The organism is Microbacterium sp. GCM10027623, assembly GCF_042666935.1.
GTDB lineage: Bacteria > Actinomycetota > Actinomycetes > Actinomycetales > Microbacteriaceae > Microbacterium.
The window spans coordinates 1,002,710-1,026,748 of record NZ_JBHTHE010000001.1 but is presented as its reverse complement, the minus strand read 5'-3'; the positions used below and the strand labels follow the sequence as shown (position 1 = coordinate 1,026,748).

Here is a 24,039-nt window from a genome sequence, read left to right as displayed (position 1 = left end):
GCATTCGCGGTGTCGCCGGTTCCGGGGACTCGTCCGGGCGGACGCGCAGCCATCATTCCTCCCAGGTGCCGCGATCCACGAGTCGGAGGCCGGCGCGCGGCGAGCGCACGTGCGGCCCGGCGGTCTCCAGCCACGTCCCCGACCGCTGCGACTCCGTGATCGCCGCCTCGTCGATCTCGATGCCGACACCGGGACGATCGCCCAGGACGATCCCGCCGTCGGCGAACTCCTGGTCGAGGACGACACCGACGGGTGCGCCGAGATCCTGCACCTCGGCGGTGAGATGGTTGGGAACGGCGGCGGCCGCCGCCGCGATGGTGTGATTCGCGGTCAGTCCGATCGGGCTGACCGGCAGGTCGCGGCTGTGCGCGGTGACGGCGACGCGCAGGAAGTGCGTGATACCCCAGACGGCGGCGGCCTGGACGATGTCGACGCCGCCTGCGTCGAGGAGCGGCCGGAACTGCTCCAGTCCGGTGAGGTTCTCGCCTGTCGCGACGGATGCGCGAATCGATCCGCTCAGGCGAGCATGGCCGTGCGCGTCCCATCGACGCAACGGCTCCTCGATCCAGGTGAGATCGATGCGCTCCTCGATGGCGCTGACGTAGCGCACGGCCTGCTTGAGGTTCCACGATTCGTTGGCGTCGAGCATCAGTGCGGGTGTCGCACCGTTCGTCGCGAGGATGTCCGAGATGATGTCGAACCGCCGCATATCCGCCTCGAGATTGCGTCCGCCCTTGAGCTTGCCCGCGGAGAACCCGCGCTCGGCGAAGCGCCGATAGAGTGCGGCGAGCTGCTCGTCGGACAGTGCCGCGTCGAGGCCTGATGCGTAGCCCGACACGAAGCGGTCCCCCGCGCCCAGCACCCGCCACAGCGGTTCGCCGATGAGCTTGGCCTTGATGTCCCAGAGGGCGGTGTCGAAAGCGCCGATCCCCCCGAAGGTCGCGCCGCCGTGCGAGGACTTGAACACCTGGGCGAGCATCGCGTCGTAGAGGGTGGACACGGCGCGGGGATCACGCCCCTCCAGGGCGGGGAAGAGTCGGTCGAGGTCGGCGTGCGCGCCCATGCCGATGCCCTCGACTCCTTCATCCGTCTCGAGTATCACCAGCGGCACCTCGGTGACGCCGGAGGCGATGAAGCCGTTGACGTCACCGACCGGGCGCCCCCAGTCGTGAACGGTGCGCAGCGTGCGATAACCAGTGATCTTCATGTCGACCTTGATTGTGAGACTGATGGATACCTAAACAACATACATCATATGTCTGCTCTTTACAGCATGGGATCCTCGCGATTCCGCTGCGCCGTCCTAGAGTATGTGCCATGCCACCACGGGAGAATGCAGAGCCGCGTCGAAGCATCCGCGCGCCGATCGATCGCATCGGAGCGACCGTGCTCAGCGAACTCGTGCAGTCGATCGTGTCCGGGCAGATCCCTCCCGGCGAGGTCCTGCCGCCCGAGAGCGAGCTGAGCATCCAGTTTGGCGTGAGCCGCACGGTCATCCGGGAGTCGATGAAGCGCCTGCAGGAGAAGGGCATGGTCACCGTCGCGCAGGGGCGCGGCACGCATGTGAATCCGACGACGAGTTGGAACGTGCTCGACCCGCTCGTGCTGACCACGATGATCCAGAACGACAGCACCCTCGATGTGCTCGACGATCTGACGGTCGTGCGCGCCTCCCTCGAGTCGGCGATGGCTTCGGCCGTCGCCGTCGCAGTGGACGACGAGGTCCGCGACAGGCTTGCACGCAGCCTCGCCGCGATGGCCGAGAGCATCGACGACGCACCGGCCTTCAACGAGGCCGACGTGCAGTTCCACCTCGCCGTGATGTCCATATCCGGCAACCGCCTCGCCGAGAACATCGGCCGCGCCCTCTACGTGCACGCCACCCGAAGCGACCGCTTCGTCGGCATCACCCGCGAGCACGCTTTCGAGATGACCCTGGCCGAGCACACGCGCATACTCGAGGCGATCTCCGCCGGAGACCCCGAGGCAGCTCGAGTCGCCATGGGCGAGCACATCCTCGGCTCCTGGGAACGCCGCAGGCTGCCCTCGGCCCGCGACGCGCGCCGCTGACCGCCGCACGGAGCGGCTTCTCGCCACGCTCACCGTGCACCCGCGCACGTCGCGCCCGCCTTCTTCAGCACTCTCCACGGCTGACGCCTTCAGGTGATGCGGTACACCGCACGCGCCGTTGCCGACAGGACTGCCGCACGCTCGCTCGCGGAGGCACCGGCGAGCACCCGCTCGGCGATGCCGACCGACTCCTGATATGACCGCAGCGCCGTACTCACCGGCCAGTCCGTGCCGAACATCGAGCGCGACGCGCCGAACACGCGCAGGGTCTCCTCCGCATAGCGCACCGCAGGATCGCCGCCCACGGCCCCATGCCAGGCGGACAGTTTGCACCAGACGTTGTCTCGCGCGACGAACCGTCGAAGGGCATCCACCCACCCGTCCCACTCGCCGGCGGCGATGTCCGGTATCAACCCGTGGTCGATCACGAAACGCGTGTCCGGACATGCGTCGACCAGTGCGAGAGCGACGTCGGTCTGGTCGCGCTCGACGATCAGGTCGAAGACCGCTCCGACCTCGCCCATCGCCCGTACAGCCGTGCCGACGACCGGGCGGCTCAGCCAGTCACGCTCCGCCTCCATGTGCGCAGGATGCCTGAACCCCACCAGCGCGTTCTGGTCCGCGACGAGCCGGGCGATCTCCTGCGGTGCTTCCGCCGCCGTGAGATCGGTCCATCCCACCACCGCGATCACCGGGCTCGCCGACGAGGCGGCGAGCTCCAGAAGCCATTCCGTCTCAGCGGTCGCCTGCAGAGCCTGTACGGCGATCACGGAACGGACCGGCGTATCAGCCATGGCGACGAGCAGTGACTCCGGAGTCGCGCGGGCGGCGAGTCCCTCGAGGCGCCCGGTCGCCCATTCGTACTCGAACCTCGACGGGTCCATCACATGAACATGGGCGTCGATCATCTGTTGCTGCGCATCGGGCATCCGATCATCCTCCTCGCGTCGCACGACGCGTCAGTCGAGATGCCACACCTCGTCGAGCATCTCCCAGTTCGGGGCTGTCGATCCCTCGTGGAACGGCAGTTGGCAGGGCGCGGTCCGAGCCCACCAGCGCTGGGTCGCCTCGTCCGCGGCCATGACCGCCTGGTCAGCCTCGTAGTCGTCGCCGATGTACTCGTAGTACCCGACGATGACGTCGCCCGTCACGAAGATCGTGAAGTTGCGGATGTTCGTCTCGGTGATCGTCGCCTCGACCTGCGGCCACACGTCGGCATGGAGTTCGAGGTACTCCGCCCGCATCTCCGGACGCAGCCGCGCGATCATCCCGAAGCGAGTCGTCATTCCTTCGTACCTCCGGCAGTCAGCCCGCTGACGAGGAATCGTTGCGAGAACAGGAAGATGAGCAGGACCGGTGCCACCGAGATGATGGTCGCGAGCGCGAGGACAGGCAGGGAGATGGTCACCGATCCGGCCGTCGTCGGATTGAACAGCGGCACGTTGGACAGCAGCTCCGCGAGCCCGACCTGGATGGGCGATTTGCGTCCGGGCACCATCACGAAGGGCAAGAAGTAGTTGTTCCAGTTCGCGACCAGGTTGAAGAATCCGACCAGGGCGATGACCGGGATCGCGAGCGGCATGGCCACCTGCGCGAACACCCGGAACTCCCCGGCGCCGTCGATGCGGGCCGCGTTCAACAGGTCCTTCGACACCGCCGTCGAGAAGTAGATGTAGGTCAGATACACCCCGAACGGATAGAACGAGAACGGCAAGATCACCGACAAGGGAGTGCCGACCAGCCGCACGGCGCTGAGCTCGAGGAACACCGGCAGCACGAGCGCCGTGTTCGGGATCAGCATCACGATCAGAGTCACGATCAGCAGGGTGCGGCGGAACCTGAAGTCCACCATCGCCAGCGCATAACCGGCCGGGATGCTGACCAGCAGCGTCACGACCAGCGCGACGCCCGAGTAGAGAGCGGCGTTCCCGAGCCAGACCCAGACGATGCCGTTCTGGAACTCCATGAGCTGATTCCAGTTGTCGGCCAGCGTCTGGAATGCGCCGATGCTGAACGGCGGATCGCTCGCCAGCTCCTTCGGCGACTTCATCGGCGCCAGCAGCAGCCAGATCATCGGGATGACGAAAACCAGCAGGAACAGGATCATCACGGACCAGGCGAGCGCCCTGCCCATCCACCGCGAGGGCGAGACGGCGCCCGAGCGCACCTCGTCCAACCGCTTCTCCCGCGCGTTCGGATTGACGATGAGTTCAGTCGCGCTCAAAGAGTCCTCCTCGGAAGACGAACAGGGCCGAGAACCCCGCGGCGACGACCAGCAGCAGCAGCGAGATCGCCGCGGAACCGTTGAAGTCGTTCTGACGGAAGGCGAACAGATAGGCCAGCTGGTTCAGCGAGTACTCCTGCGGCACGACACCCTTGGACGCCTGCGAGAGCACGCGAGGTTCGACGAACAGCTGAGTGCCCGCGGCGAGCGACATGACGACCATGTAGGAGATCCACTTGCGCATGAGCGGGATCTGGATGTACCAGGCCGTCTGCGCGGGGCCGGCGCCATCGATGCGCGCCGCCTCCATAATCTCGACGGGGATGTTGTTCAGCGCCCCGTACATGATGATGATCCAGCCGCCCGCGCCCGCCCAGAAGGCGATGAGGGTGAAGATGACCGGGAGGTTCTCCAGCGCGACCGTCTGCACGAAGGACTCGAGCCCGAACAGCTGCAGGATGAAGGCGACCGGGCTGACTGTCGGGTCGAGCAGGAACAACCAGAGCATCACGCTGGATGCGCCGGCGAGCGCACCCGGGATGTAGTACAGGAAGCGCACCGATGACGACAGCCAGCGTGCGCGGATCGCGTGCACCAGCAATGCCAGCAGTACGACGATGATCGTCATCGAGATCAGCCAGACCAGGATGAAGAGCCCGACGTGCTGCACGGCCGGCCAGAAGCGGTAGTCGCCGAAGACCCTCACGAAGTTGTCGACGCCGGCGAAGGCGCCGTCCTTGGTGAAGGCCAGGAACACCGCGTAGAGAGACGGTATGAGGCCGAACCCGATCAGCAGGAGTGTATAGCCGCCGCTGAAGGCGTAGCCGATCCTGGCCTGACTCCGGTCGGGCCTCTTCTTGCGGACCGGCCGCTGCCGACGCGCGTCGGTGCGCGAGTCGGCAGCGGTGATGGTGGCGGATGCCATGGTTCGATGTGCTCCTGACCGGCCCTACTTGACCGAGTATCCCTGGACCTGAGCCTCGTTGAGGATCTGCTTCTGCCAGTCGGGCACGACGTCCTTGATCGTCTTGCCCGCGGCGAGAGCGGGGATGACCACGTTCGCGTACGCGGTCTCCGGCGAGAACCTCGGGAAGGCCCAACCGTCCCACACGCTCGCCGCCGCCGTCTGAACAGCACCCTTGAAGTCACCGGCGTAGTACCCGCTGGAGGCCTGGTTGTCCAGCCACTTCGACGCGGCGTCCTCGTACGCCGGAAGTCCGGCGTTCAACTCGATGGCCTTGTCGGACGCGATGACGTACTCGAGGAACGTCTTCACGGCGGCCAGATTCTTGGAATGACTCGATCCGTACCAGACGCCGCCACCGACATTGCCGGTGGTCTTGTCGCCATCGGCCCAGTGCAGCGGAGCGGCCGCGCCGATCTCACCCTTGGGGTTGTTCAGGCTCTCCGGGTTCTGGAACAGCGCGCCCGAGTACCATGCCGGACCGGGCATCGCGACGATCTTGTCCGAGTACTTGTTGAAGGCGCCGCTGAAGACGCTGTCCTGCACGAGCGTCTTGTTCGCGATCATCTTGTCGAGCATGGTCGTCATCGCCTTCGAGTTCTTGTCGTCGAAGTCCGACGAGAACGTGTCGCCGTCGAGCTGGAAGATCGGCGCCTCCGCACCCCAGTAGTAGACGTACGGGCCGACGAACGAGTCGCCCACCGTCCCGAGGATGTATCCGGGGTGATCGGCGGCGAGTTTCTCGCCGAGGCTCTCGTATTCCTCCCAGGTGGTGGGGATGTCGTAGCCGAACTCGTCGAGGAGCTTCTGGTTGTACCAGAGCACCACCGGGGCGAGGTCGTTGCGCAGACCGTAGACGGAACCGTCGACGGTCACCGGGTCGTTGGCGCCGGCGGTGAAGCCGTTGAGGAATTCATCGTCGAGCAGGCCCTTGTTGAGCGGGGCGGCGAACGCCTGCGCGCCGTTGATCTCCTTGGCAGCCCACGAGGCATCGTTGTTCTGGGTCGAGAAGACGACATCCGGCCAGCCTTCTCCTGACTGGTCGAACAGGGCCACCTTGGTCTGGAATGAGCCCGAGTTGCCGGAGTTCCCGTCGTACGTCTCGATCTTCACCGCGATGTCGGGGTTGTCCGCCACGAAGGCATTGGCGATCGGCTCCCGGGAGGCGTCGACCCACACGGTGATCGGACTGTCCTTCTCCTGCTCGGCGGCCTGAAAGCCGTACTTGCTGTCGCTTCCTTCACCGCTGTCACCGGTGCTCGGACCCGAGCATGCGGTGAGGGCTGCGAGGCCCACGGCCGCAACGCCGGCGAGTGCGACTGAGCGCAGTGCCTTTCGGTTCATTGCTGTGATCTCCCTAGGGTCGACTTCTTCGGCGACCGTGTCACACGGTCATTGGTAAAACATCATACCTCCTATCACTGCGCAGACACAATGTCGAGACAATGAACGATAGAGATCGCCAGGAGCTTGCCGTGTCTTCGTTTTTTTGTTCTAATAAAGGGATGCGGTGGCAGGGTCAGAGAATCGAAGACACGGATGCCGATGCGCTGCCCGGTCTGGAGAATCGTCACGCCGTGGTGCAGTCGGTGACCACGCCCGAGTTCGCGGGGATGACGTTCCACGAGGTTCTGGCGAAGTCCGCGCTGAACGCCGTTCCCGGTGCGTCCCGGATGCCGTTCAACTGGACGATCAACCCCTACCGCGGGTGCAGTCACGCGTGCGTCTACTGCTTCGCCCGCGGGACCCACCAGTACCTGGACCTCGACGCGGGGGCGGACTTCGATTCGCAGATCGTCGTGAAGACGAACGTCGTCGAGGTGCTGGAGCGCGAGCTGCGTCGCGGGTCCTGGAAGCACGAGACCGTGGCGCTCGGCACGAACACCGACCCCTACCAGCGGGCCGAGGGCCGCTACCGACTGATGCCCGGGATCATCCGTGCGCTCGCGGACTCCGGTACACCGATGTCGATCCTCACCAAGGGCACGCTGATCCGGCGCGACATCCCGATGCTCGTCGAGGCGGCGAAGCAGGTGCCCGTCGACATCCAGATGTCCATCGCGATGTACGACGACGCGCTGCAGCACTCGGTGGAGCCGGGCACCCCGAGCACGCAGGCGCGGCTCGACACGGTGCGCGCCCTCACGGATGCCGGCTTCCGCGTCGGCGTGTTCCTCATGCCGGTGCTGCCGCACATCACCGACTCGGTCGCCGCGATCGACGAAGCGCTGCGCCGGATCGCGGATGCCGGAGCCGACCACGCCGTGTACGGCGCACTGCACCTGCGCGCCGGCGTGAAACCGTGGTTCTTCGATTGGCTGCAGCGCGAGCGCCCCGACCTCGTCGCCTCGTACCGCGGCCTGTACCCGGGCGCCGCCGCGGAGGCACCCAAGGGATACCGGCAGTGGTTGGCGAAGCGGGCGCGACCACTGATCCACGCGCACCGACTGCAGGCCCAGTCCGAGGAGGAGCACGACCGGATGCGAGGCATCATGCGTGCCCGGATGCAGCCGGCACCGGCATCCGCTCCCCCCGCTCCGCAGCCGGAGATGCTCTTCTGACGGCCAGGAGCCCGCCGCGCGCCTAGGCTTGCCCCATGTCCTCGCATGACGACCTGCCGGTCTCGGAGTACGCGTTCCCCGGCCCGCTCCGCGACCGTCTCGTGGCGGCCATCGTCGCCGGGGAGAAGACCACGACGACGTTCCTGATGCGCGAGGTGGAGATCGGCGGCGAACCGATGCCGCAGGTCGGCGATCGGGCATCGGTGATCGACTCAGCGGGCGAGCACGTCGGCATCGAGACGATCGAGGACGTGCGGGTCGTGCGCATCGCGGACGTCGACCTCGCACACGCCATCGACGAAGGCGAGGGCTATCGCAGTGTCGCCGAATGGCGTGCAGCGCACGAGTCGTTCTGGCACGGCGACGAGTACCGCGCATTCGCGGGCGATCCCGGATTCCGCATCGACGACGACACGATCGCGGTACTCGTGCGTTTCGGCTTCGAAGCCGGCTGAGTCAGGCCGCGTCGTCTCGCGACAGGGGCTTGGTCCAGATGGCAAGGAAGAACAGCGCGAGCGGACCGAAGATCATCGTGATGAAGAACCACCACAGCTTCCCTCGCCCCTGCATGCCGGCGAGTCCACTCGCGAGCAGGGCGACCGAGACCCACACCGCACTTCCCACCGAGGCCGTCTGCTGCCAGTCCATCGTCTCAGCCTAGGCGCCGGAGGACGCGAGAAGCCGCCACCCGGCCCATCGGGCACAGGCGGCGGCCTCCGGGGCGCCGGCCTCAGGCGGTCAGCTCGGCCGCGGTCGGAACACGACCGGCGATCTCCTCGATCACGTCGTCTCCGGGCTGAGCCGACTCGAACGGCGCCTCGATCTCAGCGCGATGCAGCAGGTCCTCCATGCGCCGACGGCGCTGGCGCGGGATGAGGGTCACGACGCGACCCGAGCGACCGGCGCGACCGGTGCGGCCGGCGCGGTGCAGGTACGTCTTGTACTCGTCGGGCGCATCCGCCTGGACGACCAGGTCGATGTCATCGACGTGGATGCCGCGGGCGGCCACGTCGGTGGCGACCAGCACCTGCACCCGGCCAGCGGTGAGCTTCTGCAGGTTGCGCGTGCGCTTGGCCTGATTCAGGTCGCCGTGCAGCGAGACGGCGGAGATGCCGGCATCCTCGAACTGCTCGGCGAGCATCTCGGCGTAGGCGCGCGTGCGCGCGAAGACCAGCGTCTGCCCGTCGCGGTCGACGAGCGAGGTGAGCAGTTCGGCCTTGTCGCGGTGCTCGATCACGAGCACGCGGTGCTCGATCCTGCTGGACTCCTGGTCCTCGCCGGCGACCTCGTACACGGCGGGTTCGACGAGGAACTCATCGACGAGCGACGCGACCTCGCGGTCGAGGGTCGCCGAGAACAGCAGCTTCTGGCTCGCGTCCCGGTCGTCCAGCGCGGTGCCGGTGGCACGCAGGATGCGCTGCACCGGCTCCACGAAACCGAGCTCGGTCATGTGGTCGGCCTCGTCCAGCACGGCGATGCGCACCTCGGAGAGGTCGAGCTTGCGCTGGTTCATGAGGTCCTCGACGCGGCCGGGGGTGCCGATCACGATGTCGACCCCCTTCATCAGCGCACCGACCTGGCGGCCCTGCGGCACGCCGCCGTAGATCTGCGTGGTGAACAGGCCGACGCTGCGCGCGATCGGCTGAACGGTGCGGTCGATCTGCAGCGCGAGCTCACGGGTCGGGGCGAGGATGATCGCACGCGGCTTGCGCCCGAACTCACGGCGCTTGCCCTTCTGCGAGCTCAGGACGCTCTCGACCAGCGGAGCGCCGAACGCGATGGTCTTTCCCGACCCGGTGCGACCCCGCCCCAGAACGTCGCGCCCCTCGAGGATGGTCGGGATCGTCGCCGCCTGGATCGGGAACGGCGTCTCGGCGCCCAGGTTCTTCAGGATCTCGACGATGTTCGCGCCCAGCCCGAGATCGCCGAACGTGACGTCGGCCACCTCGGTCGCCTGCACGGCCTTCGCCTCGAGACGCTCGTGGACGACGTCGACATGATCGTCGTGGGTCTTCACGGTCGCCGTGCGGTTCCAGTCGCTGCGGCTGGGACGATCGTCCCGCTCGCGCCGCGCCGGACGCTCCGTGCGGTCCTGACGCGGACGCTCCGTGCGGGCGTCGCGGTCGAAACGCGGACGATCGGTGCGGTCGAAACGAGGGCGCTCGGTGCGGCCGTAGCCACCCTGGCCTCCGACGCGGTCATCACGACGTGGGCGGTCGTCGCGCTGCGGACGGTCGTCACGGCGAGGGCGGTCATCGCTCTGGAACGGACGACGCTCGGTGCGGTCCGCACCGGTGCGACCATCATTGCGCTCGTACCCACCGCGCCCACCACGGATATCAGGGTTGAAGCGCGGACGCTCCTCACGGTTGTATCCACCGCGGCCGCCACGGTCGTCGCGGTCGAAACGCGGACGCTCGTCGCGGCGCTCGTACCCGCCTGCACGGTCATCCCGACGCGGACGGTCATCGCGCGGGGCGCCCTGGTATCCGCCGCGTGCGCCGCGGTCGCCCTTCGAGAAGCTCTGGGACCCCCGGCGCTCACCGAATCCGCGGTCGTCGCGACGGTCGTCGCGGTGGTGGGGTGCCTCGCGGCGACCCGACTCCGCGCGGTTGCGGATGCCGCGCGCCTCGTCGCGGCCTGCGCGCTCCGAATCGTTCCAGCGGCGCTTGGGCGCACCGGTTCCGGCCTCGGCGGGGCGGTAGCCGCGGTGCTTGGGGCTGACGCTGCCGGGACGGCGGTCGTACGACCGCGCGTCGCTCGACGGGGCGCGGCGGTCGCCGGCTTCGGGTCGCTCCTCGCGTGCCGGGCGTGCGCCGGCGTGGCGGTCGTGGAACGACGTCTTCTTCGCGAAGCGCGGTTCGAAGTTGCGGGACGGGCGTCCGCCCTTGGGCTTGCCATTCTTGGGCATGGTGTTTCCTGACTGTCTCTGACACGAGAACAGCGTCTGCGGTCGGCGCACAGAGATCAGCGCACGGCAGACATACCCGGGCATTCGTCGGCCGGGGCCATTCATGTGATGGTTGATGAACCATCGGCCCCTGGGCTCACAAAGAGCATTGCTGCTCAGAACCACCCGCGTTGCGCGGACTGCCCGAAGCCGACCGCACGAGCCTACCCGACATGGCTGGGAAACGACCCGGTGGGCCACCCTACGATGAACGCATGCCCCACGACGACACGATCCCCTCCCCCACCGGCATCCAGATCCGGCTTCGCCGCGGCGACGTGACAGCCCGGATCGCGCAGGTCGGCGCATCCCTGCGGCACCTGACGGTGGGCGGCGTCGACATCGTGCCGCCCTACCCCGACGACGCGCCGGCGCCGGGCGCATCCGGCGTCGTCCTCGCCCCCTGGCCGAATCGCATCCGCGACGGGATCTGGCAGGACGGTGAGACCACCCGCGCGCTGGCGATCACCGAGCCCAAGTTCCACAACGCCAGCCATGGCCTGCTGCGCTTCACCGCGTATGACGTCGTCGAGCAGAGCGAGGATGCGGTGACGCTGACGGCGGCCATCGTCCCGCAGACCGGTTACCCCTATCTGGTCGGGACGACGGTGCGGTACGCGCTGACGGAGTCGGGGATCGAGGTCACCCACACCCTCATCAACCATTCGGTCGACGCGGCCCCGGTCGCCCTCGGCATCCATCCGTACCTGATGCTCGGCGGCGTCGACCCGCGGGAGCTCGTGCTCCGTCTGCCCGCGGAGACGTACTTCGAGACCGACGAACGGATGCTGCCCGTCGGCGAGTCTCCTGTCTCCGACGGCACCGACCTGCGCGAGGGGCGACGTCTGGGTGATCTGCAGCTGGACACCGGGTTCGCCAATCTTCGCCGCGATCCCGACGGCCTGGTGCGCACCACGCTCTCCGCCCCGGACGGACGGACGGTGACCCTGCACCAGGGAGCCGGCTTGGACTACGTGCAGGCGTACACCAACGACCGCTACCCCGGTCAGCCCCTGGTCGTCGCCATCGAACCGATGTCCGCACCCGCCGACGCGTTCAACACCGGGCGCGGACTTCGCCGCCTGGCCCAGGACGAATCGTGGACGCTGGAGTGGGGCATCCGCTTCGCCTGAGCCGGATGCGAGCGCAGGCGCTTTCCGCAGACTCTCAGCCGGACTGAGCCCCCGCGCGGGCGATGCGGGAATCCACCGATGGGGCACCGAGGACCGATTCCAGCGCGAGGAGGCCCGCGCCACGGATACCCGCATCTTCGGCGTTGCGAGATGGCTCGATAGAGACCCCGAGTGTCGCGATCGGCAGCGCTCGGTCGTAGAGAGTCGCCAGCAGGCTGGTGTACAGCCTCTCGATCGTGGACAGACCGCCACCGATGACGATGACCGCTGGGTTGAAGAAGTTGGTGATGATCGCGAGCGCCTCGCCGATCGCTGATCCGGCGATGCGCGCGATCTCCACGGCCTCGGGGTTCCCCTCCTGCGCCACACGTGCGAAGTCGGCGAGAGTCGAGACCTCCACGCCCCGCGCCCGCAACTCGTTGATGAGCGCAACTCCGCCGACCGATGACTCCAGGCAATCCGTGCGCCCGCAGCGGCATGCTCGAGCGAACGGCACGTCCACCGAGACATGACCGATGTCGCCGGCGCCTCCCGACTCGCCGCGGTACACCTCGCCGCCGACGATCACTCCGCAGCCGATACCGCTGCCGAGTTTGACGAAGAGCATGTTGCTCTGAGTCTCGTGATGCCATCGGTGCTCGGCCAGTGCCATCAGAGTCGCGTCGTTGTCCATCAGTACATCGATACCGAGCACGTCTGACAGCATTCCGGCGAGTGGTACGTCGTGCCACTCGGGCACACGTGTGGGTCCCACTACCGTGCCGGCAGCGACGTTGACGGGGGCGGGCACTGAGAGACCCACACAGAGAAGGACGTCCGGTGCCATTTCGCGCCCGCGCAGATCGGCATGCAACCGGAGGATTTGTTCAGACAGCCATCTCACGAACGTCTCCGGCGCGCGGTCGGGAACTACCAGCTCCTCGACCTCGATGATGTCACCGCTCATATCGATGATCGCCAGGCGGGCGTGACGGGATCCGATGTCCACCGCTGCGACGCACCCGAAGCCGTCGTTCACCGAGAGGAGCCGCGGATTGCGTCCGCCACGGTCATTCTCCGCCTGCGAGACGAGACCGAGCGCGACGAGCTGCTCCACCCGGGCTGCCACTGTGCTCGCCGCCAGCCCGCTGTGCTCGACCAGTCGAGCCCGTGACGGCCGCAGCCGTCCATTTAATAGCGATGAGGGACGGAATGTGAGCGCACGCGCGCTCTGCACCACTCCGGAACGAGGACGTACGGGGTCGCAATCGGTCCCCGGACCCGCGGTCTCACGGCGCTCCAGGTCGCAATCGATGCCGTCAAATCGCCGATCAGACGGCACAAACTGCGACCCGGAGGCGTGGTACAGGGGCTGAACGGCACGAACTGCGACCTGGGCTGCAGTTCGGGAACGATGCGGCGGCGGGGGCGCCCCGCTCAGTCGACGTGGTTCGCGGCGGGGATGCCGCGGGCCCGCAGTTCACGTCGGGTGAGCGTGCGGCCCTCCACCAGGTCGGTGCCGCCGCCGGGAGCGGTCGGACGTGACGGAGCCGAGGAATCGGCATCCGTTTCTCCCCCGCCATGCCGCGCCCGGCGTCGCTCCTTGGCACCCTCGACCAGGTTGTACAGGGTCGGCAGCACGATCAGCGTCAGCACGGTCGAGGACACCAGTCCGCCGATCACGACGATCGCCAGCGGCTGTGAGATGAACCCGCCGTGCCCGGTGATGCCCAGTGCCATCGGCGTGAGCGCGAAGATGGTCGCCAGCGCGGTCATGAGGATCGGCCGCAGGCGCTTCTCGCCTCCTGCCATGACCGCCTCGGGCGTGGACAGCCCCTTCTCGCGATACTGGTTCACGAGGTCGACGAGCACGATCGCGTTCGTCACCACGATGCCGATCAGCATCAGCACGCCGATCAGCGAGGCCACGCCGAGGGGCACGCCGGTGGCGATCTGCAGCAGGATCGCTCCGGTGGCCGCGAACGGCACGGAGACCAGCAGCAGCAGCGGCTGACGCAGCGACTTGAACGTCGCCACCATCACCACGTAGACGATGAGGATCGCGGCGAGCATCGCCAGCCCGAGCTGCGAGAACGAGTCCGCCTGCTGCTGGGCGACACCGCCGATCTCGGCACGCGCGCCCTCGGGCAGCGTGACGCTGTCGAGCGAGGCGGTGACCGATCGGGTCGCGACGGCGAGGTCGTCGGATGCCGGCGGCACGGTGATCGTCGCCGTGCGGCGACCCTGCTCGGTCGAGATCGCCGTCGGCCCGTTGCGCTGCTCGACGGTCGCGATGTCCTGCAGCTGCACGATGCCCGTCGGCGTCGGGATCGCGAGCTCCTTGAGCGCCGCGACGGATGCCGGCGGTTCGGGCGTGACGAGGTACACCGTCAGGGCGGTGTCATTGACCTCGATCGATCCGATCTGCTGGGGACGCATCGTGTTGGACACGATCGAACCGACCGCGACCTCCGACAGCCCGCGACCGGCTGCGGCCTCGCGGTCGACGGCGACAGCGATGTACGGCAGCGACGCGGCCAGGTTGCTGGTCACCTCGCCCACGCCGTCGCGACCCTCGAGGTCCTTCATCAGCACGTCCGCGGCCTTCTGCAGCGTGTCGCCGGTGGGCGCGGTGATGGTGACCTCGATGTCGCTGGAGCCGAAGCCGCCGGAGGTCGCGCTGACCGCGACCTCACCGGCGTCCTTCAGCCCGTCGATCTTCTTCTGCACGTCGGCGCGCAGCTTCTCCTGGTCGGCCGAGTCGCTGGTCTGGATCGAGTAGGTGATGCCCGCGCCGCCGGAGAACGCGTCGCGCAGCGCCGATCCGCTCGAGCCGATCGACGCCTGCACGTGCGTGACGCCGTCGATGCCGCTCAGCACCTTCTCGACCTTCTCGGCCGCATCCGACTTCGTCTGCAGGCTCGCTGTCGCGCCGACGTCCTGCGTGACGGTCATGGTGTTCTGACCGGAGTCGCTGAGGAAGTTGATCTTCATCAACGGGGCCGCAGCCAGCGTGCCGCCCAGCACGACGAGCGCGATGATCACCGTGGTCGCGGAGTGCTTCAGCGTCCAGCCCAGAATCGGCCGGTACGCCCTCTGCAGCCTGGTCGGAGGCGCGTCCGGGTGCTCAGGGTCGATGGGGGTCCCGTCCTCGGCGTGCAGAGGCTTGCCCGGCCGGAGGAACCAGTAGGCCAGCACGGGCACGATGGTGAGCGCGACCAGGAGGGACGCGACCATGGCGATCGTCACCGTGATCGCGAACGGCCGGAACAACTCACCCACGATGTCGCCGACGAACACGATGGGCAGGAACACCGCGACCGTGGTGATCGTCGAGGCGGTGATGGCGGCCGCCACCTCCTTGACCGCCAGGCGGATGGCATCGCCCTTGTCCGCTCCCTCGACGTAGTGCCGCTTGATGTTCTCGATCACGACGATGGAGTCGTCGACCACGCGGCCGATGGCGATGGTCAGGGCGCCGAGGGTGAGCACGTTCAGCGAGTACCCGAACGCCTGCAGCCCGATGAAGGTGATCAGCACGCTCGTCGGGATGGAGATCGCCGTCACCAGGGTGGAGCGGATCGAGAGCAGGAAGACGAGGATCACCAGCACGGCGAACACGAGGCCGAGCATGCCCTCGGTGGCGAGCGTTTCGATGGACTGCTCGATGAACGGCGCCTGATCGAAGACGACGGTGAACTCCGCGTCCGGGAACGTGTCGCTCAGTTCGTCGAGCGCAGCGAGCACGCCCTGGGAGACCTCGACGGTGTTGGCCGAGGGCAGCTTGGTGACCGCGATCGAGAGGGCGTCCTCCCCGTCCACCCGCGAGATGGAGGTGACCGGATCCGTCGTCTGCGCGACCTTCGCGACGTCGCCGACAGTCAGGTCGGTGCCGGTCAGCGGCAGGGCCGCGAGTTCCTCGGCGGACGCGATCTTCGAACCGCTCTGGACGGTGAGGGTCTGACCGCCCTCGGTGATCTCGCCGCCCGGCAGCAGCACGCCGTTCTGCTGCAGTGCCTGGCTGATGGCCTGCGTTCCCTGGCGTGCGGCGGCGAGCTTCGCGGCATCCGGAGTGATCGTGATGCGCTGCCCGACGCCCCCGACGATGTCAGCGGCGTTGACGCCCTGGACATCCTCCAGCTCGGGGATGACCGTGCTCTCCAGGTCGGTCTGGGCGGACTCGGAATCCTCGAAGCCGGTGACCGCGATCTGGATCACCGGGAAGTCGTCGATGGAGACGCTCAGTACCTGGGGGGCGACGTCCTTCGGCAGCCCCTGCGAGATGCGGTTGATCGCCTGCTGCATCTTCTGCTCGGCGGTCGCCAGGTTGGTGCCGTAGGTGAAGGTGGCCTGCACGATCGAGGCGTTCGTCGTGCTGGTCGCACTCGTCGATTCGAGCCCCGGCACGCCCTGCACCGCGTTCTCGATCGGCGTCGACACATCGTTCTCGACCACTTCCGGCGAGGCGCCCGGGTAGTTCGTCATGACGATCAGCGCCGGCAGTTCGAGCGAGGGGATGAGCTCCTGCTTGAGGTTGGTCAGCGCGAGCCCGCCGAACACGGCGGCCACGATCGTGATGAGGGCGATCAGCGCGCGGTTGCGCAGGCTCAGGACGGAGAGGTTCGACACGGTGCTCGTTTCAGTCGATCGAGGACGAGGGACGGATGCTGACGCCGAGGACGCCGGCGAATGCAAGCATTCTGCCGCCTCTACATCAGTACATCACGGCGTGAGCAGTGGGCTGAGAGCCGTCAGGTCTCCGTCGAGCAGGAGTCGGCGTCAGAGGGCGGAGCCGAGCGCCAGGCCGGCGGCTGCGGCCGCGACGGATGCCAGCAGCATCCCGACCGCGTTGAGGACGGATGCTCTGCGGGCGCCGTCGCGCCACAGCACCACGGTGTCGATCATGGCGGTGCTGAAGGTGGTGTACCCGCCGAGGAAGCCAGCCCCGATCACGAAGGCGGCGTCCGGCAGCATCCCGACCACGAGTCCCAGAGCCAGCGAGCCCGAGATGTTGATCACCATCACACCCCACGGGAAGCGGGTGCCGGCGAGCCGCGCGATACCGAGGTCGAGGAGGTAGCGCGCCGCGGCGCCGACCCCGCCGCACGCGGCGGCGAGTGTGACGATCAGCGCGCTCATGCGTCGGTCCGCTTCCGCCCCAGACGCAGACCGAGCCCGGCCGCCGCGATCCCGACGCCCAGACTCACCACGACGTAGCCGACCGACAGCAGCGGTGCGGATGCCCAGAGCTGGACGCTGTCGACGGCGAACGCGCTGTAGGTGGTGAAGCCGCCCAGCACGCCCGTGCCCAGGAAGATCCGCAGGTCGGATGCCGGCAGACGTGCGGTGAGCATCCCCAGCAGCAGTGCCCCGACGATGTTCGCCGTCAGCACGCCCGCCGCGGCATCCGGGATCAGCATCCCGAGCCCGAGCCGTGCCGTCGTGCCCAGCGTGCCGCCCAGTGCGACCAGCGCCGCCCGGCGCAGGACGGTGCGCGCCGACGGGGAAGAGTTCACCTGCGTCACTCTAGCCAGTGCCCGACGACCCGCCGGTCCGTTCGCGTCGCGATGACGTTACGTAGACTCGTAAAACGGCTGACCGCTCCACCCCGAACGAGCGCCCAGCGCCAGGAGGACGACGCCCGCGTGCTGACCAGAAGGAACTTCGGATGGCTGCGGCTGCTCGCCGCAGCCGTCTGCGTCGTGTCCCTCACGCACCGGATGCTGTGGGGCATGGGCTCGCAGACCCTGGCCAGCCAGAACTTCTTCGCCTATCTGACCATCCAGTCGAACGTGGCCTTCGCGGCCCTGACGGTCGTGGCGGGCATCACCGCGCTGCGACAGCCCGAGGATCCGGCATGGCTGACCTCCGCCCGCGCTCTCGTGCTCAGCTGGACGATCACCGCCGGTCTCGCCTTCTCGATCATCGTCTGGCAGGCGGGCGTGCGCGGCATCCCGATCACCGTCCCGTGGTCGGACGTGGTGCTGCACTATGTGCTGCCCGCCTTCGCGGTGATCACCTGGCTGGTCGGTCCGGGGCGCACGAGCGCACCGTGGCGCGTGGTGCCCTATGTTCTGCTGTACCCGGCCCTCTGGGGGATCTTCACCATCTGGCGCGGCCGGATCATCGGCTGGTACCCGTACTACTTCCTCGACCCGCGGCAGGTGTCGGGAGTGCCGGAGATGGCCGTCTCGTGTCTGCTGGCGCTGTCGATCTTCGCCGTCGTGGCCTCGACGCTCGTGCTGCTGAGCCGCGTGCCGGTGACTCTGCCGCCGTGGGGACCGGTCAGCTCTCGTCCGCCGACGCCGGCGCGAAGAAGGCGAGCGCCTGCCTGGCGGCGACCTGCGCGTCGCGGTCGCTGAGCCCGGCGAACTGCTCCGCATCGATGCCGCCGACCAGGCCCACCAGCACGGGTTCCCCGGTCTCCGGCAGCAGGTTGATCCACGTGCGGATCGGGCCGTCGCCGCCGACGACGTGCCAGATGGGCTGCTCGGCGTCCCAGAACGGCTCGTCGAAGCGCATCCAGACCGTCTCCAGGGAACCGGATGCCAGCGAGGCGATCGCCCCGCGATGCGCGAACGGCAGGGCAGGGGCGAACTCGATGCCCTGCTGCTGCAGAACGCCCAGGGGTGCGGTCACGACGACGCGATCGAACGAGAGCGCCTCGCCCGTGCCCAGTCGCAGACTGACGCCGCTGTCGTCGTACGCGACGCGGACGACCGGAGACGCGAGCGTGACCTCGAGGTCTTCGAGATGGTGGTCGAAGAACTCGCCGAGGTCCTCGGTCATCCCGGTGAGCACGTCCTCGGCGAAGGCGGGCGGATACCAGCTGGACGCCTTCGCCGGGTCGACGCCGGTGGTGGCGGAGAGCCACGCGAGCGCCGCGGCGAGCGCGGGGTCCTGCGGGTCGGCGCCGTTCTGCTCGAGCGCCGAGGAGAGGGAGACGTCGGCGGGCAGCTCCTTCGCCTTCTCGACGGCCTGTGCGATGGCGTCGCCGTTGACCGTGTCGGTGGCGCCGTCCTTCGACCAGCCCGTCGCGGGCTCGAAGGTCAGCTGCTGGTCGCCGAGGGCTGTCAGCCTGTCGCGCAGCCCGCTCAGCTGCGCGGGGTCGATCAGCCAGGCGCCGAGCTGCGCGGGGATCGGCCATTCGTCGGCGCTCTGGCTGAACACGCGGCCACCCGTGCGATCGCGCGCTTCGAAGATCGTGACGTGGAGCCCGGCGTCGGCCAGCATCCGCGCGGCCACGACCCCGGCCGCCCCTGCGCCGATCACCGCGACCCGGTCCTCCTCGGTGGCCGCCGTGATCAGGGCCAGTGCTGCCGCGTGGCCCGAGTCGACGGCGCCGAGCACCGTGCCGGGATGGGTGGCATCCGTCGCCTCGCCGGCGAAGAAGAGGCGGTCCATGATCGGCTCGGTGAGGAGGTCGCGCTGCTGCGGGTTCGCCCCCGCGGGAAGGTAGCTGACCGAACCGAACGAGTAGGGATCGGTGGTCCAGGCGCTGCGCGCCCAGGATGCCGGTGCGGGAACCCGCGAGGGCGCCGTCGGCTTGGGCGCGGGCGTGGTGGTGCGCGTCGGCTGCGGTTTCGGCTCGGGGGTGCACGACGCGAGAAGCATCGCGACGGCACCGGCCCCGGCGCCGAGCAGCAGAGTGCGGCGAGTGATGCTCATCGTCCAGCCAGACTACCCGGGCGGTGCCGCGTTCACGCCCTGCGCGCGTCACTCGGTCGGGAGGAGAACTCGCCGATGGGAGGAGCCTCAGACCAGCATCCTCCTCCCCAGGCTGAGAACTCCTCCCGACCACGGGCGCGGTACGGCGGGCACGGCTCAGAGGTGCGTGTCCGCGTAGACGCGCAGAGCGTCACGGACGAACTCCGCGCCTGCGGTTCCGCCGGCGCTCGTGGTGTAGTTCGCCGCGAAGCGGGGGTCGGCGACGTACATCTCGCCGAGTCCGACGACGTAGGCCCTGACGTCTCCAACCGGCGTGGCCGCCGGGGTGCCGGGGATGCCGGTCAGCCAGTCCACATGACGGCGGGCGATGTCCTGCGCCTGGTCGGATGCCGGGTCGATGCCGCTCTCCGCTGCCGCGATCCAGTCGCGCCCGAGATCGGCGACCCGCTGCTGCCAGGCAGCGCGGTCGTCGTCGCTCATCCCCCGCCACCAGCGGTCGCTGTCGGCGTAGGCCTTCTTCCCCCACCGCTGCTCGACCTCGTCCTTGTACTGCGTGTGATCGAAGCCGTCGAACATGTTCTCGGCCATGAGTTCCTTCCTCTCTTTCAATGCGGTGATGGTGCTCTCGACGGAGACGATCTGCCGCGCGAGTCGCTGCTGCTCCTGACGGAGCCAGTCGAGGTGCGTCTGCAGGGCTGCTGCCTCGGATGCCGCCGACGCCTGGGGTCCTGAGCCTGTCGCAGGGTCGAGCACCGCGGCGATCTGCGGCAGACCGAGTCCCAGCTCGCGCAGCAGCAGGATGCGCTGCAGCCGCACGAGAGCGGCCTCGTCATAATGGCGGTAGCCGTTGCCGGCGATGCGCGAGGGCGCCAGCAGTCCGATGTCGGCGTAGTGCCGCAGCGTCCTGCTCGTCGTCCCCGCGAGCCGCGCGATCTGCTGGATGGACCAGTCCATGGCATCCGCTCCTCTGTCCCTCGACGACCTCCGCCGATACATCCACCGTAGAAGTTGACGTGACGTCAAGGTCAAGCCGCCGTTCCTGGCAATTCGCCCGGATGCCTTGACGAAGTCGAGATATATCGTGTTACGCTCGCCACACGCGATATATCTCGATGTCGCGATCAACAGGAAGAGAACGACAATGACCGAGAAGTGGCTCATCGCCCCGGGTGAGGAACGCGTCATCGACATCGCCTCCGCGACCCGGCTCAAGGTCGGGCTGGTCGGCGGGCAGGTCGACGTGATCGCGCACGACGAACCCGGCATCCGCATCGAAGTGCACGGCGTCACCATCAAGGACCTGCGCGTCGAGTCCGACGGCACCCAGGTCGAGATCGACCACCCCCAGATCGGCTGGGACAACTTCCTCGAGGTGTTCCGCAACTTCGGTGCCGGTGGCCCCAAGGCCGAGATCAGCATCGCCGTGCCGCGGGACATCGCCCTCACGCTGGGCGTGGTCAGCGCCGGCGCACTGATCTCCGGCATCCGCAACGACGCCAAGCTCAACACCGTCTCCGGTGACGTCATCGCCGACGGCATCAGCGGAGATCTGACGGCCAACTCCGTCTCAGGCGACGTGCAGATCCGCGGACTGGTCGGCTCCGTCGTCGCCAACAGTGTCTCCGGGGACGTGGCCGTGACCGGCACGCTGCGCAAGGCGACCATCGACACCGTCTCGGGCTCCGTGCTCATCGACGCCGTCGGCGACGCGAACACCGTCAACCTCAACACCGTCTCGGGCGCCGTCACCGTGCGCCTGGACGAGACCCTGCCGGCGAACTACGTGCTGCGCAGCATCAGTGGCAAGCTGCTCGTAGACGGGATCCAGCGCTCCAGCGGAGGACCCAGCAACTACAGCGGTCAGATGGGCGAACTCGCCGGCAGCTTCGTCGACGTGCGCGCCAACACCGTCTCCGGCGGCATCACCGTGCTGCGGCGCCCGCAGATCTCGGTCGCCGACGACGCGGAATGGGAGGAATCATGACCCCCGCGGTCTTCTCGCACGGCGATCTGCGACTGTACCTGCTGTCGCTGCTGAACGAGGCTCCGCAGCACGGCTACGGCATCATCCAGGCGCTGACCGATCGCACCGGGGGCACGTACACCCCCAGTGCGGGCACGATCTATCCACGTCTGGCGAAGCTCGAGGAGGAGGGCCTGGTCTCGAAGACCGTCGAGGGCCGCACCACCATCTACGCCATCACGGACGCGGGCCGCGCCGAGCTCGCGTCTCGCGAGGACGATCTCGTCGGCATCGAGGCGGACCTGTCCGACTCGGTTCGCCTGATAGCGAGCGAGGTGCGTCAGAGCGTGCAGGACGCGATGCGCAGCCTGCGAGCCGACCTCGCCACGGCGGCTCAGGAGGAGAAGCGCTCCGCCAAGGCGCGTGCGCGCGCCGAGGGGATGAGCGACGAGCGCGTCACCAGTCGCGAGCACCTGCAGCGCGCGGATGCCGCCGTCAACGCCTTCCGTGCGCAGATCCGCACCGACCTGCGCACGCACGTCGCGAAGGGCGGCACCCTGCCGGCCTCCCTCGTCACCGACCTGGAGCGCGCCCTCGACGACGCGGCCCACGCGGTGACGCGCGGACTGGCGGCGCTCGGCGAGTAGGCGCTACTCCGTCCAGATGTCCTTCTGGTCGTCCGGAACCGGCTCCCCCTGCGGGATCACCAGCACGGGGCGGTGCTGGCGGTGAGCGAGGCGTGCGGCGACCGATCCGGTGAAGAACTCCCGGATCGACTCACCCAGGCCTCGCTTGCGCGTGCCGATCACGATCAGCTGCGCGTCGAGCTTCTCGGCGAGCTGCTTGATGGCGAGAGCAGGGTCGCCGACGAGCTGTCGCGCCGTCCAGGTGATGTCCTCGTTGTCCAGCATCGCGGAGGCACCGCGCTGCACCTCCTCGAACTCGGCGACTCCGGCGTCGATGTTGAGGTCGATCGGCGCGGAGTGCACGTAGCCGTCCGGGTCCTCGAAGGTGACGAAGCGGGTGACATCGACATGGACGACGACCAGCGGCACCTGCAGCAGCTTCGCGTAGCGCACGGCCTCGGTGAGGACGTGGGGCGGCTGTCCGGGCTGCACCCCCACGACGACAGCCTTCTGGAGAGCGGCGTTCTGCGCGGCTTCATCGGATGCTGTGGGCGTGGAATCTGACATGAAGATCGTTCCCCTCACCGGCCGCAGGCGGCCTCAGGCTCTGGCGTGCGTGCTATCCTGAATGCTACTCTTACCGGCCTCACGCCGGTGCCGTGAAAATCATCGGGCGTCGCACAGCCCGCTGCTGAACTCGTAAAAGGGGGTCTCGCGCATGGGCCGTGGCCGTCAGAAGGCGAAGCACACCAAGATCGCTCGCGAACTCAAGGCATACAGTCCTGAGGTGAACTATTCGGCACTCGAGCGTGAACTCGCGCACCCGACCGCCGAGGGTGATCAGTACGTCGACAAGTGGGCTGACGAGTACGAAGACGAGGATGAGGACGAGCTCGAACGAGCCTGATCCGCACCTCCCCGGTCCCTGAGGGGATCGAACGGCAGAGACCCTGGCGACGAGCATCCGCTCCGTCGACCAGGGTTTCGTCGTGTTCTGACGCGGTGATCCGCACCGGCGGCGGGCCCGACCCCACGGCGCGCCTGGGAGAATGGTCGCATGCCCCGCGTCGCCGCCCTGTACCGCTATCCCATCAAGGGGTTCACACCCGAACGGCACGAGGAGCTGACCGTGCAACCCGATGGGCGCATCGCCGGCGACCGGGTGCTCGCGTTCCGGTTCGCGGACGCCGCCGAGCCTGAGCAGCGCGACGGCCTGGACTACTGGCCGAAGTCGAAGGGCCTGGCCCTGGAGGCGTTCCCGTCACTGGCCGCGCTGCGCGTGACGTACGATCACGACGCTCGGCGGGTGCGGATCACGCATGACGAGGCACTGCTGGTCGATGTGGTGCTGGATGCCGACGGGCGCACCGAGCTCACTGAGATCGTCACCGCCTTCGTGATGGACTCCCCGGAGTGGAAGCAGCTGCAGCGCCCGGGCCGCCTGCCCCTCGTGCTGGTCGGCGACGGTGAGCGCGCCCGGTTCCAGGATCGCGCGCAGGGCTTCGTGACCGTGCACAGCGAAGCCAGCGTCGAAGCCGTCGACGACGCCCTGCCGAACAAGACGCCGGGCCTGGTGCTCGACGACAGGCGGTTCCGCTCCAACGTCGTCATCGACGGCGTGGATGCCTGGGACGAGCTGTCCTGGACCGGCGAGGTGCGCATCGGCGAGGTGCGCTTCACCGCCGAGGGTCCGATCGTACGATGCCTGGCCACGCACGCGAACCCCGACACCGGCATCCGGGATGCCCGGGTGCTGACGACCCTCACCCGCGAGATCGGCCTGTCCGAGCCGTCACTCGGCCGGCTGCTGCTGCTGCAGGGCGTGAGCGGGGCGGTCTCCGACACCGGCGGGATCGGCGGTGTGATCCGCGTCGGCGACGAGGTCAGCATCGGCTGATCAT

The 24,039-nt window shown here is 68.2% G+C and carries 24 protein-coding genes; 9 read left to right on the top strand and 15 right to left on the bottom strand.

Annotation, left to right across the window (positions count from 1 at the left end):
* Positions 1-52: 52 nt before the first annotated feature.
* On the bottom strand, positions 53-1,207 hold the full coding sequence (locus tag ACFQY2_RS04685) for a mandelate racemase/muconate lactonizing enzyme family protein (protein WP_378744479.1): 1,155 nt from the start codon (positions 1,205-1,207) through the stop codon (positions 53-55).
* 110 nt (positions 1,208-1,317) lie between these two features.
* On the opposite strand from ACFQY2_RS04685, the gene ACFQY2_RS04680 reads away from it, so the two are divergent.
* Complete coding sequence (locus ACFQY2_RS04680; RefSeq protein WP_378744478.1) at positions 1,318-2,070, top strand: FadR/GntR family transcriptional regulator; 753 nt, start codon at positions 1,318-1,320, stop codon at positions 2,068-2,070.
* 89 nt (positions 2,071-2,159) lie between these two features.
* Here ACFQY2_RS04680 and ACFQY2_RS04675 read toward each other — a convergent pair whose 3' ends face one another.
* From ACFQY2_RS04675 to ACFQY2_RS04655, 5 genes are read right to left on the bottom strand one after another with little or no spacing between them, the layout of a single operon-like run.
* On the bottom strand, positions 2,160-2,999 hold the full coding sequence (locus ACFQY2_RS04675) for an amidohydrolase family protein (RefSeq protein WP_378744477.1): 840 nt from the start codon (positions 2,997-2,999) through the stop codon (positions 2,160-2,162).
* Between the two features lie 30 nt (positions 3,000-3,029).
* Positions 3,030-3,356, bottom strand: a complete 327-nt coding sequence (locus ACFQY2_RS04670; protein WP_378744476.1) for an L-rhamnose mutarotase — start codon at positions 3,354-3,356, stop codon at positions 3,030-3,032.
* Positions 3,353-4,294 carry a carbohydrate ABC transporter permease gene (locus ACFQY2_RS04665; RefSeq protein ID WP_378744475.1) on the bottom strand — a complete coding sequence of 314 codons (942 nt, stop codon included), beginning with the start codon at positions 4,292-4,294 and terminating at the stop codon, positions 3,353-3,355. Before ACFQY2_RS04665 ends, ACFQY2_RS04670 begins: the two co-directional genes overlap by 4 nt.
* The gene (locus tag ACFQY2_RS04660) at positions 4,281-5,219 is read right to left on the bottom strand and encodes a carbohydrate ABC transporter permease (RefSeq protein WP_378744474.1); all 939 of its coding nucleotides are present in this window, start codon (positions 5,217-5,219) and stop codon (positions 4,281-4,283) included. Before ACFQY2_RS04660 ends, ACFQY2_RS04665 begins: the two co-directional genes overlap by 14 nt.
* 24 nt (positions 5,220-5,243) lie before the next feature.
* Positions 5,244-6,602, bottom strand: a complete 1,359-nt coding sequence (locus ACFQY2_RS04655) for an ABC transporter substrate-binding protein (protein ID WP_378744473.1) — start codon at positions 6,600-6,602, stop codon at positions 5,244-5,246.
* Positions 6,603-6,763: 161 nt separating this feature from the next.
* On the opposite strand from ACFQY2_RS04655, the gene ACFQY2_RS04650 reads away from it, so the two are divergent.
* Together ACFQY2_RS04650 and ACFQY2_RS04645 are read left to right on the top strand one after the other, a co-directional pair.
* Positions 6,764-7,819 (top strand): Rv2578c family radical SAM protein, encoded by a 1,056-nt coding sequence (locus tag ACFQY2_RS04650; RefSeq protein ID WP_378744472.1) that lies wholly within the window; start codon positions 6,764-6,766, stop codon positions 7,817-7,819.
* A gap of 35 nt (positions 7,820-7,854) precedes the next feature.
* The gene (locus ACFQY2_RS04645; RefSeq protein ID WP_378744471.1) at positions 7,855-8,274 is read left to right on the top strand and encodes an ASCH domain-containing protein; all 420 of its coding nucleotides are present in this window, start codon (positions 7,855-7,857) and stop codon (positions 8,272-8,274) included.
* A gap of 1 nt (position 8,275) precedes the next feature.
* Here the strand turns inward: ACFQY2_RS04645 and ACFQY2_RS04640 are convergent, their stop codons facing one another.
* The gene (locus ACFQY2_RS04640) at positions 8,276-8,467 is read right to left on the bottom strand and encodes a hypothetical protein (protein ID WP_378744470.1); all 192 of its coding nucleotides are present in this window, start codon (positions 8,465-8,467) and stop codon (positions 8,276-8,278) included.
* Between the two features lie 82 nt (positions 8,468-8,549).
* Positions 8,550-10,730, bottom strand: coding sequence for a DEAD/DEAH box helicase (locus tag ACFQY2_RS04635; RefSeq protein WP_378744469.1), 2,181 nt, complete (start codon positions 10,728-10,730; stop codon positions 8,550-8,552).
* Positions 10,731-10,984: 254 nt separating this feature from the next.
* On the opposite strand from ACFQY2_RS04635, the gene ACFQY2_RS04630 reads away from it, so the two are divergent.
* Entirely contained in the window at positions 10,985-11,902 is a 918-nt protein-coding gene (locus tag ACFQY2_RS04630) for an aldose 1-epimerase family protein (protein ID WP_378744468.1), read from the top strand.
* A 34-nt stretch (positions 11,903-11,936) separates the two neighbouring features.
* Here the strand turns inward: ACFQY2_RS04630 and ACFQY2_RS04625 are convergent, their stop codons facing one another.
* The 4 genes from ACFQY2_RS04625 to ACFQY2_RS04610 all read right to left on the bottom strand — a co-directional run bounded on the left by ACFQY2_RS04625 (position 11,937) and on the right by ACFQY2_RS04610 (position 17,397).
* The gene (locus ACFQY2_RS04625; RefSeq protein ID WP_378744467.1) at positions 11,937-13,010 is read right to left on the bottom strand and encodes an ROK family protein; all 1,074 of its coding nucleotides are present in this window, start codon (positions 13,008-13,010) and stop codon (positions 11,937-11,939) included.
* Between the two features lie 308 nt (positions 13,011-13,318).
* Positions 13,319-16,510, bottom strand: coding sequence for an efflux RND transporter permease subunit (locus ACFQY2_RS04620; protein ID WP_378744466.1), 3,192 nt, complete (start codon positions 16,508-16,510; stop codon positions 13,319-13,321).
* A gap of 150 nt (positions 16,511-16,660) precedes the next feature.
* Positions 16,661-17,020 (bottom strand): fluoride efflux transporter FluC, encoded by a 360-nt coding sequence (locus ACFQY2_RS04615; RefSeq protein WP_378744465.1) that lies wholly within the window; start codon positions 17,018-17,020, stop codon positions 16,661-16,663.
* The gene (locus ACFQY2_RS04610) at positions 17,017-17,397 is read right to left on the bottom strand and encodes a fluoride efflux transporter FluC (protein ID WP_378744464.1); all 381 of its coding nucleotides are present in this window, start codon (positions 17,395-17,397) and stop codon (positions 17,017-17,019) included. The genes ACFQY2_RS04615 and ACFQY2_RS04610 overlap by 4 nt, the downstream gene beginning before the upstream one ends.
* Before the next feature lie 129 nt (positions 17,398-17,526).
* On the opposite strand from ACFQY2_RS04610, the gene ACFQY2_RS04605 reads away from it, so the two are divergent.
* The gene (locus ACFQY2_RS04605) at positions 17,527-18,243 is read left to right on the top strand and encodes a Pr6Pr family membrane protein (RefSeq protein ID WP_378744463.1); all 717 of its coding nucleotides are present in this window, start codon (positions 17,527-17,529) and stop codon (positions 18,241-18,243) included.
* On the opposite strand, the gene ACFQY2_RS04600 is transcribed toward ACFQY2_RS04605, so the two are convergent.
* Positions 18,167-19,549, bottom strand: coding sequence for an FAD-dependent oxidoreductase (locus ACFQY2_RS04600; RefSeq protein WP_378744462.1), 1,383 nt, complete (start codon positions 19,547-19,549; stop codon positions 18,167-18,169). The two genes, ACFQY2_RS04605 and ACFQY2_RS04600, sit on opposite strands and share 77 nt — an antisense overlap.
* Before the next feature lie 156 nt (positions 19,550-19,705).
* Entirely contained in the window at positions 19,706-20,503 is a 798-nt protein-coding gene (locus ACFQY2_RS04595) for a MerR family transcriptional regulator (protein ID WP_378744461.1), read from the bottom strand.
* A gap of 187 nt (positions 20,504-20,690) precedes the next feature.
* Between ACFQY2_RS04595 and ACFQY2_RS04590 the strand changes: the two genes are divergently transcribed.
* Both ACFQY2_RS04590 and ACFQY2_RS04585 read left to right on the top strand, forming a co-directional pair.
* A complete protein-coding gene (locus tag ACFQY2_RS04590; protein ID WP_378744460.1) occupies positions 20,691-21,533 on the top strand; it encodes a DUF4097 domain-containing protein in 843 nt (280 codons plus the stop codon).
* Positions 21,530-22,159 (top strand): PadR family transcriptional regulator, encoded by a 630-nt coding sequence (locus tag ACFQY2_RS04585; RefSeq protein ID WP_378744459.1) that lies wholly within the window; start codon positions 21,530-21,532, stop codon positions 22,157-22,159. The genes ACFQY2_RS04590 and ACFQY2_RS04585 overlap by 4 nt, the downstream gene beginning before the upstream one ends.
* A 3-nt stretch (positions 22,160-22,162) precedes the next feature.
* Here the strand turns inward: ACFQY2_RS04585 and ACFQY2_RS04580 are convergent, their stop codons facing one another.
* Positions 22,163-22,705 (bottom strand): universal stress protein, encoded by a 543-nt coding sequence (locus tag ACFQY2_RS04580; protein WP_378744458.1) that lies wholly within the window; start codon positions 22,703-22,705, stop codon positions 22,163-22,165.
* Positions 22,706-22,856: 151 nt separating this feature from the next.
* Between ACFQY2_RS04580 and ACFQY2_RS04575 the strand changes: the two genes are divergently transcribed.
* Positions 22,857-23,045, top strand: coding sequence for a DUF3073 domain-containing protein (locus ACFQY2_RS04575; RefSeq protein WP_378744457.1), 189 nt, complete (start codon positions 22,857-22,859; stop codon positions 23,043-23,045).
* 150 nt (positions 23,046-23,195) lie between these two features.
* Complete coding sequence (locus ACFQY2_RS04570) at positions 23,196-24,035, top strand: MOSC domain-containing protein (RefSeq protein WP_378744456.1); 840 nt, start codon at positions 23,196-23,198, stop codon at positions 24,033-24,035.
* Positions 24,036-24,039: the final 4 nt, after the last annotated feature.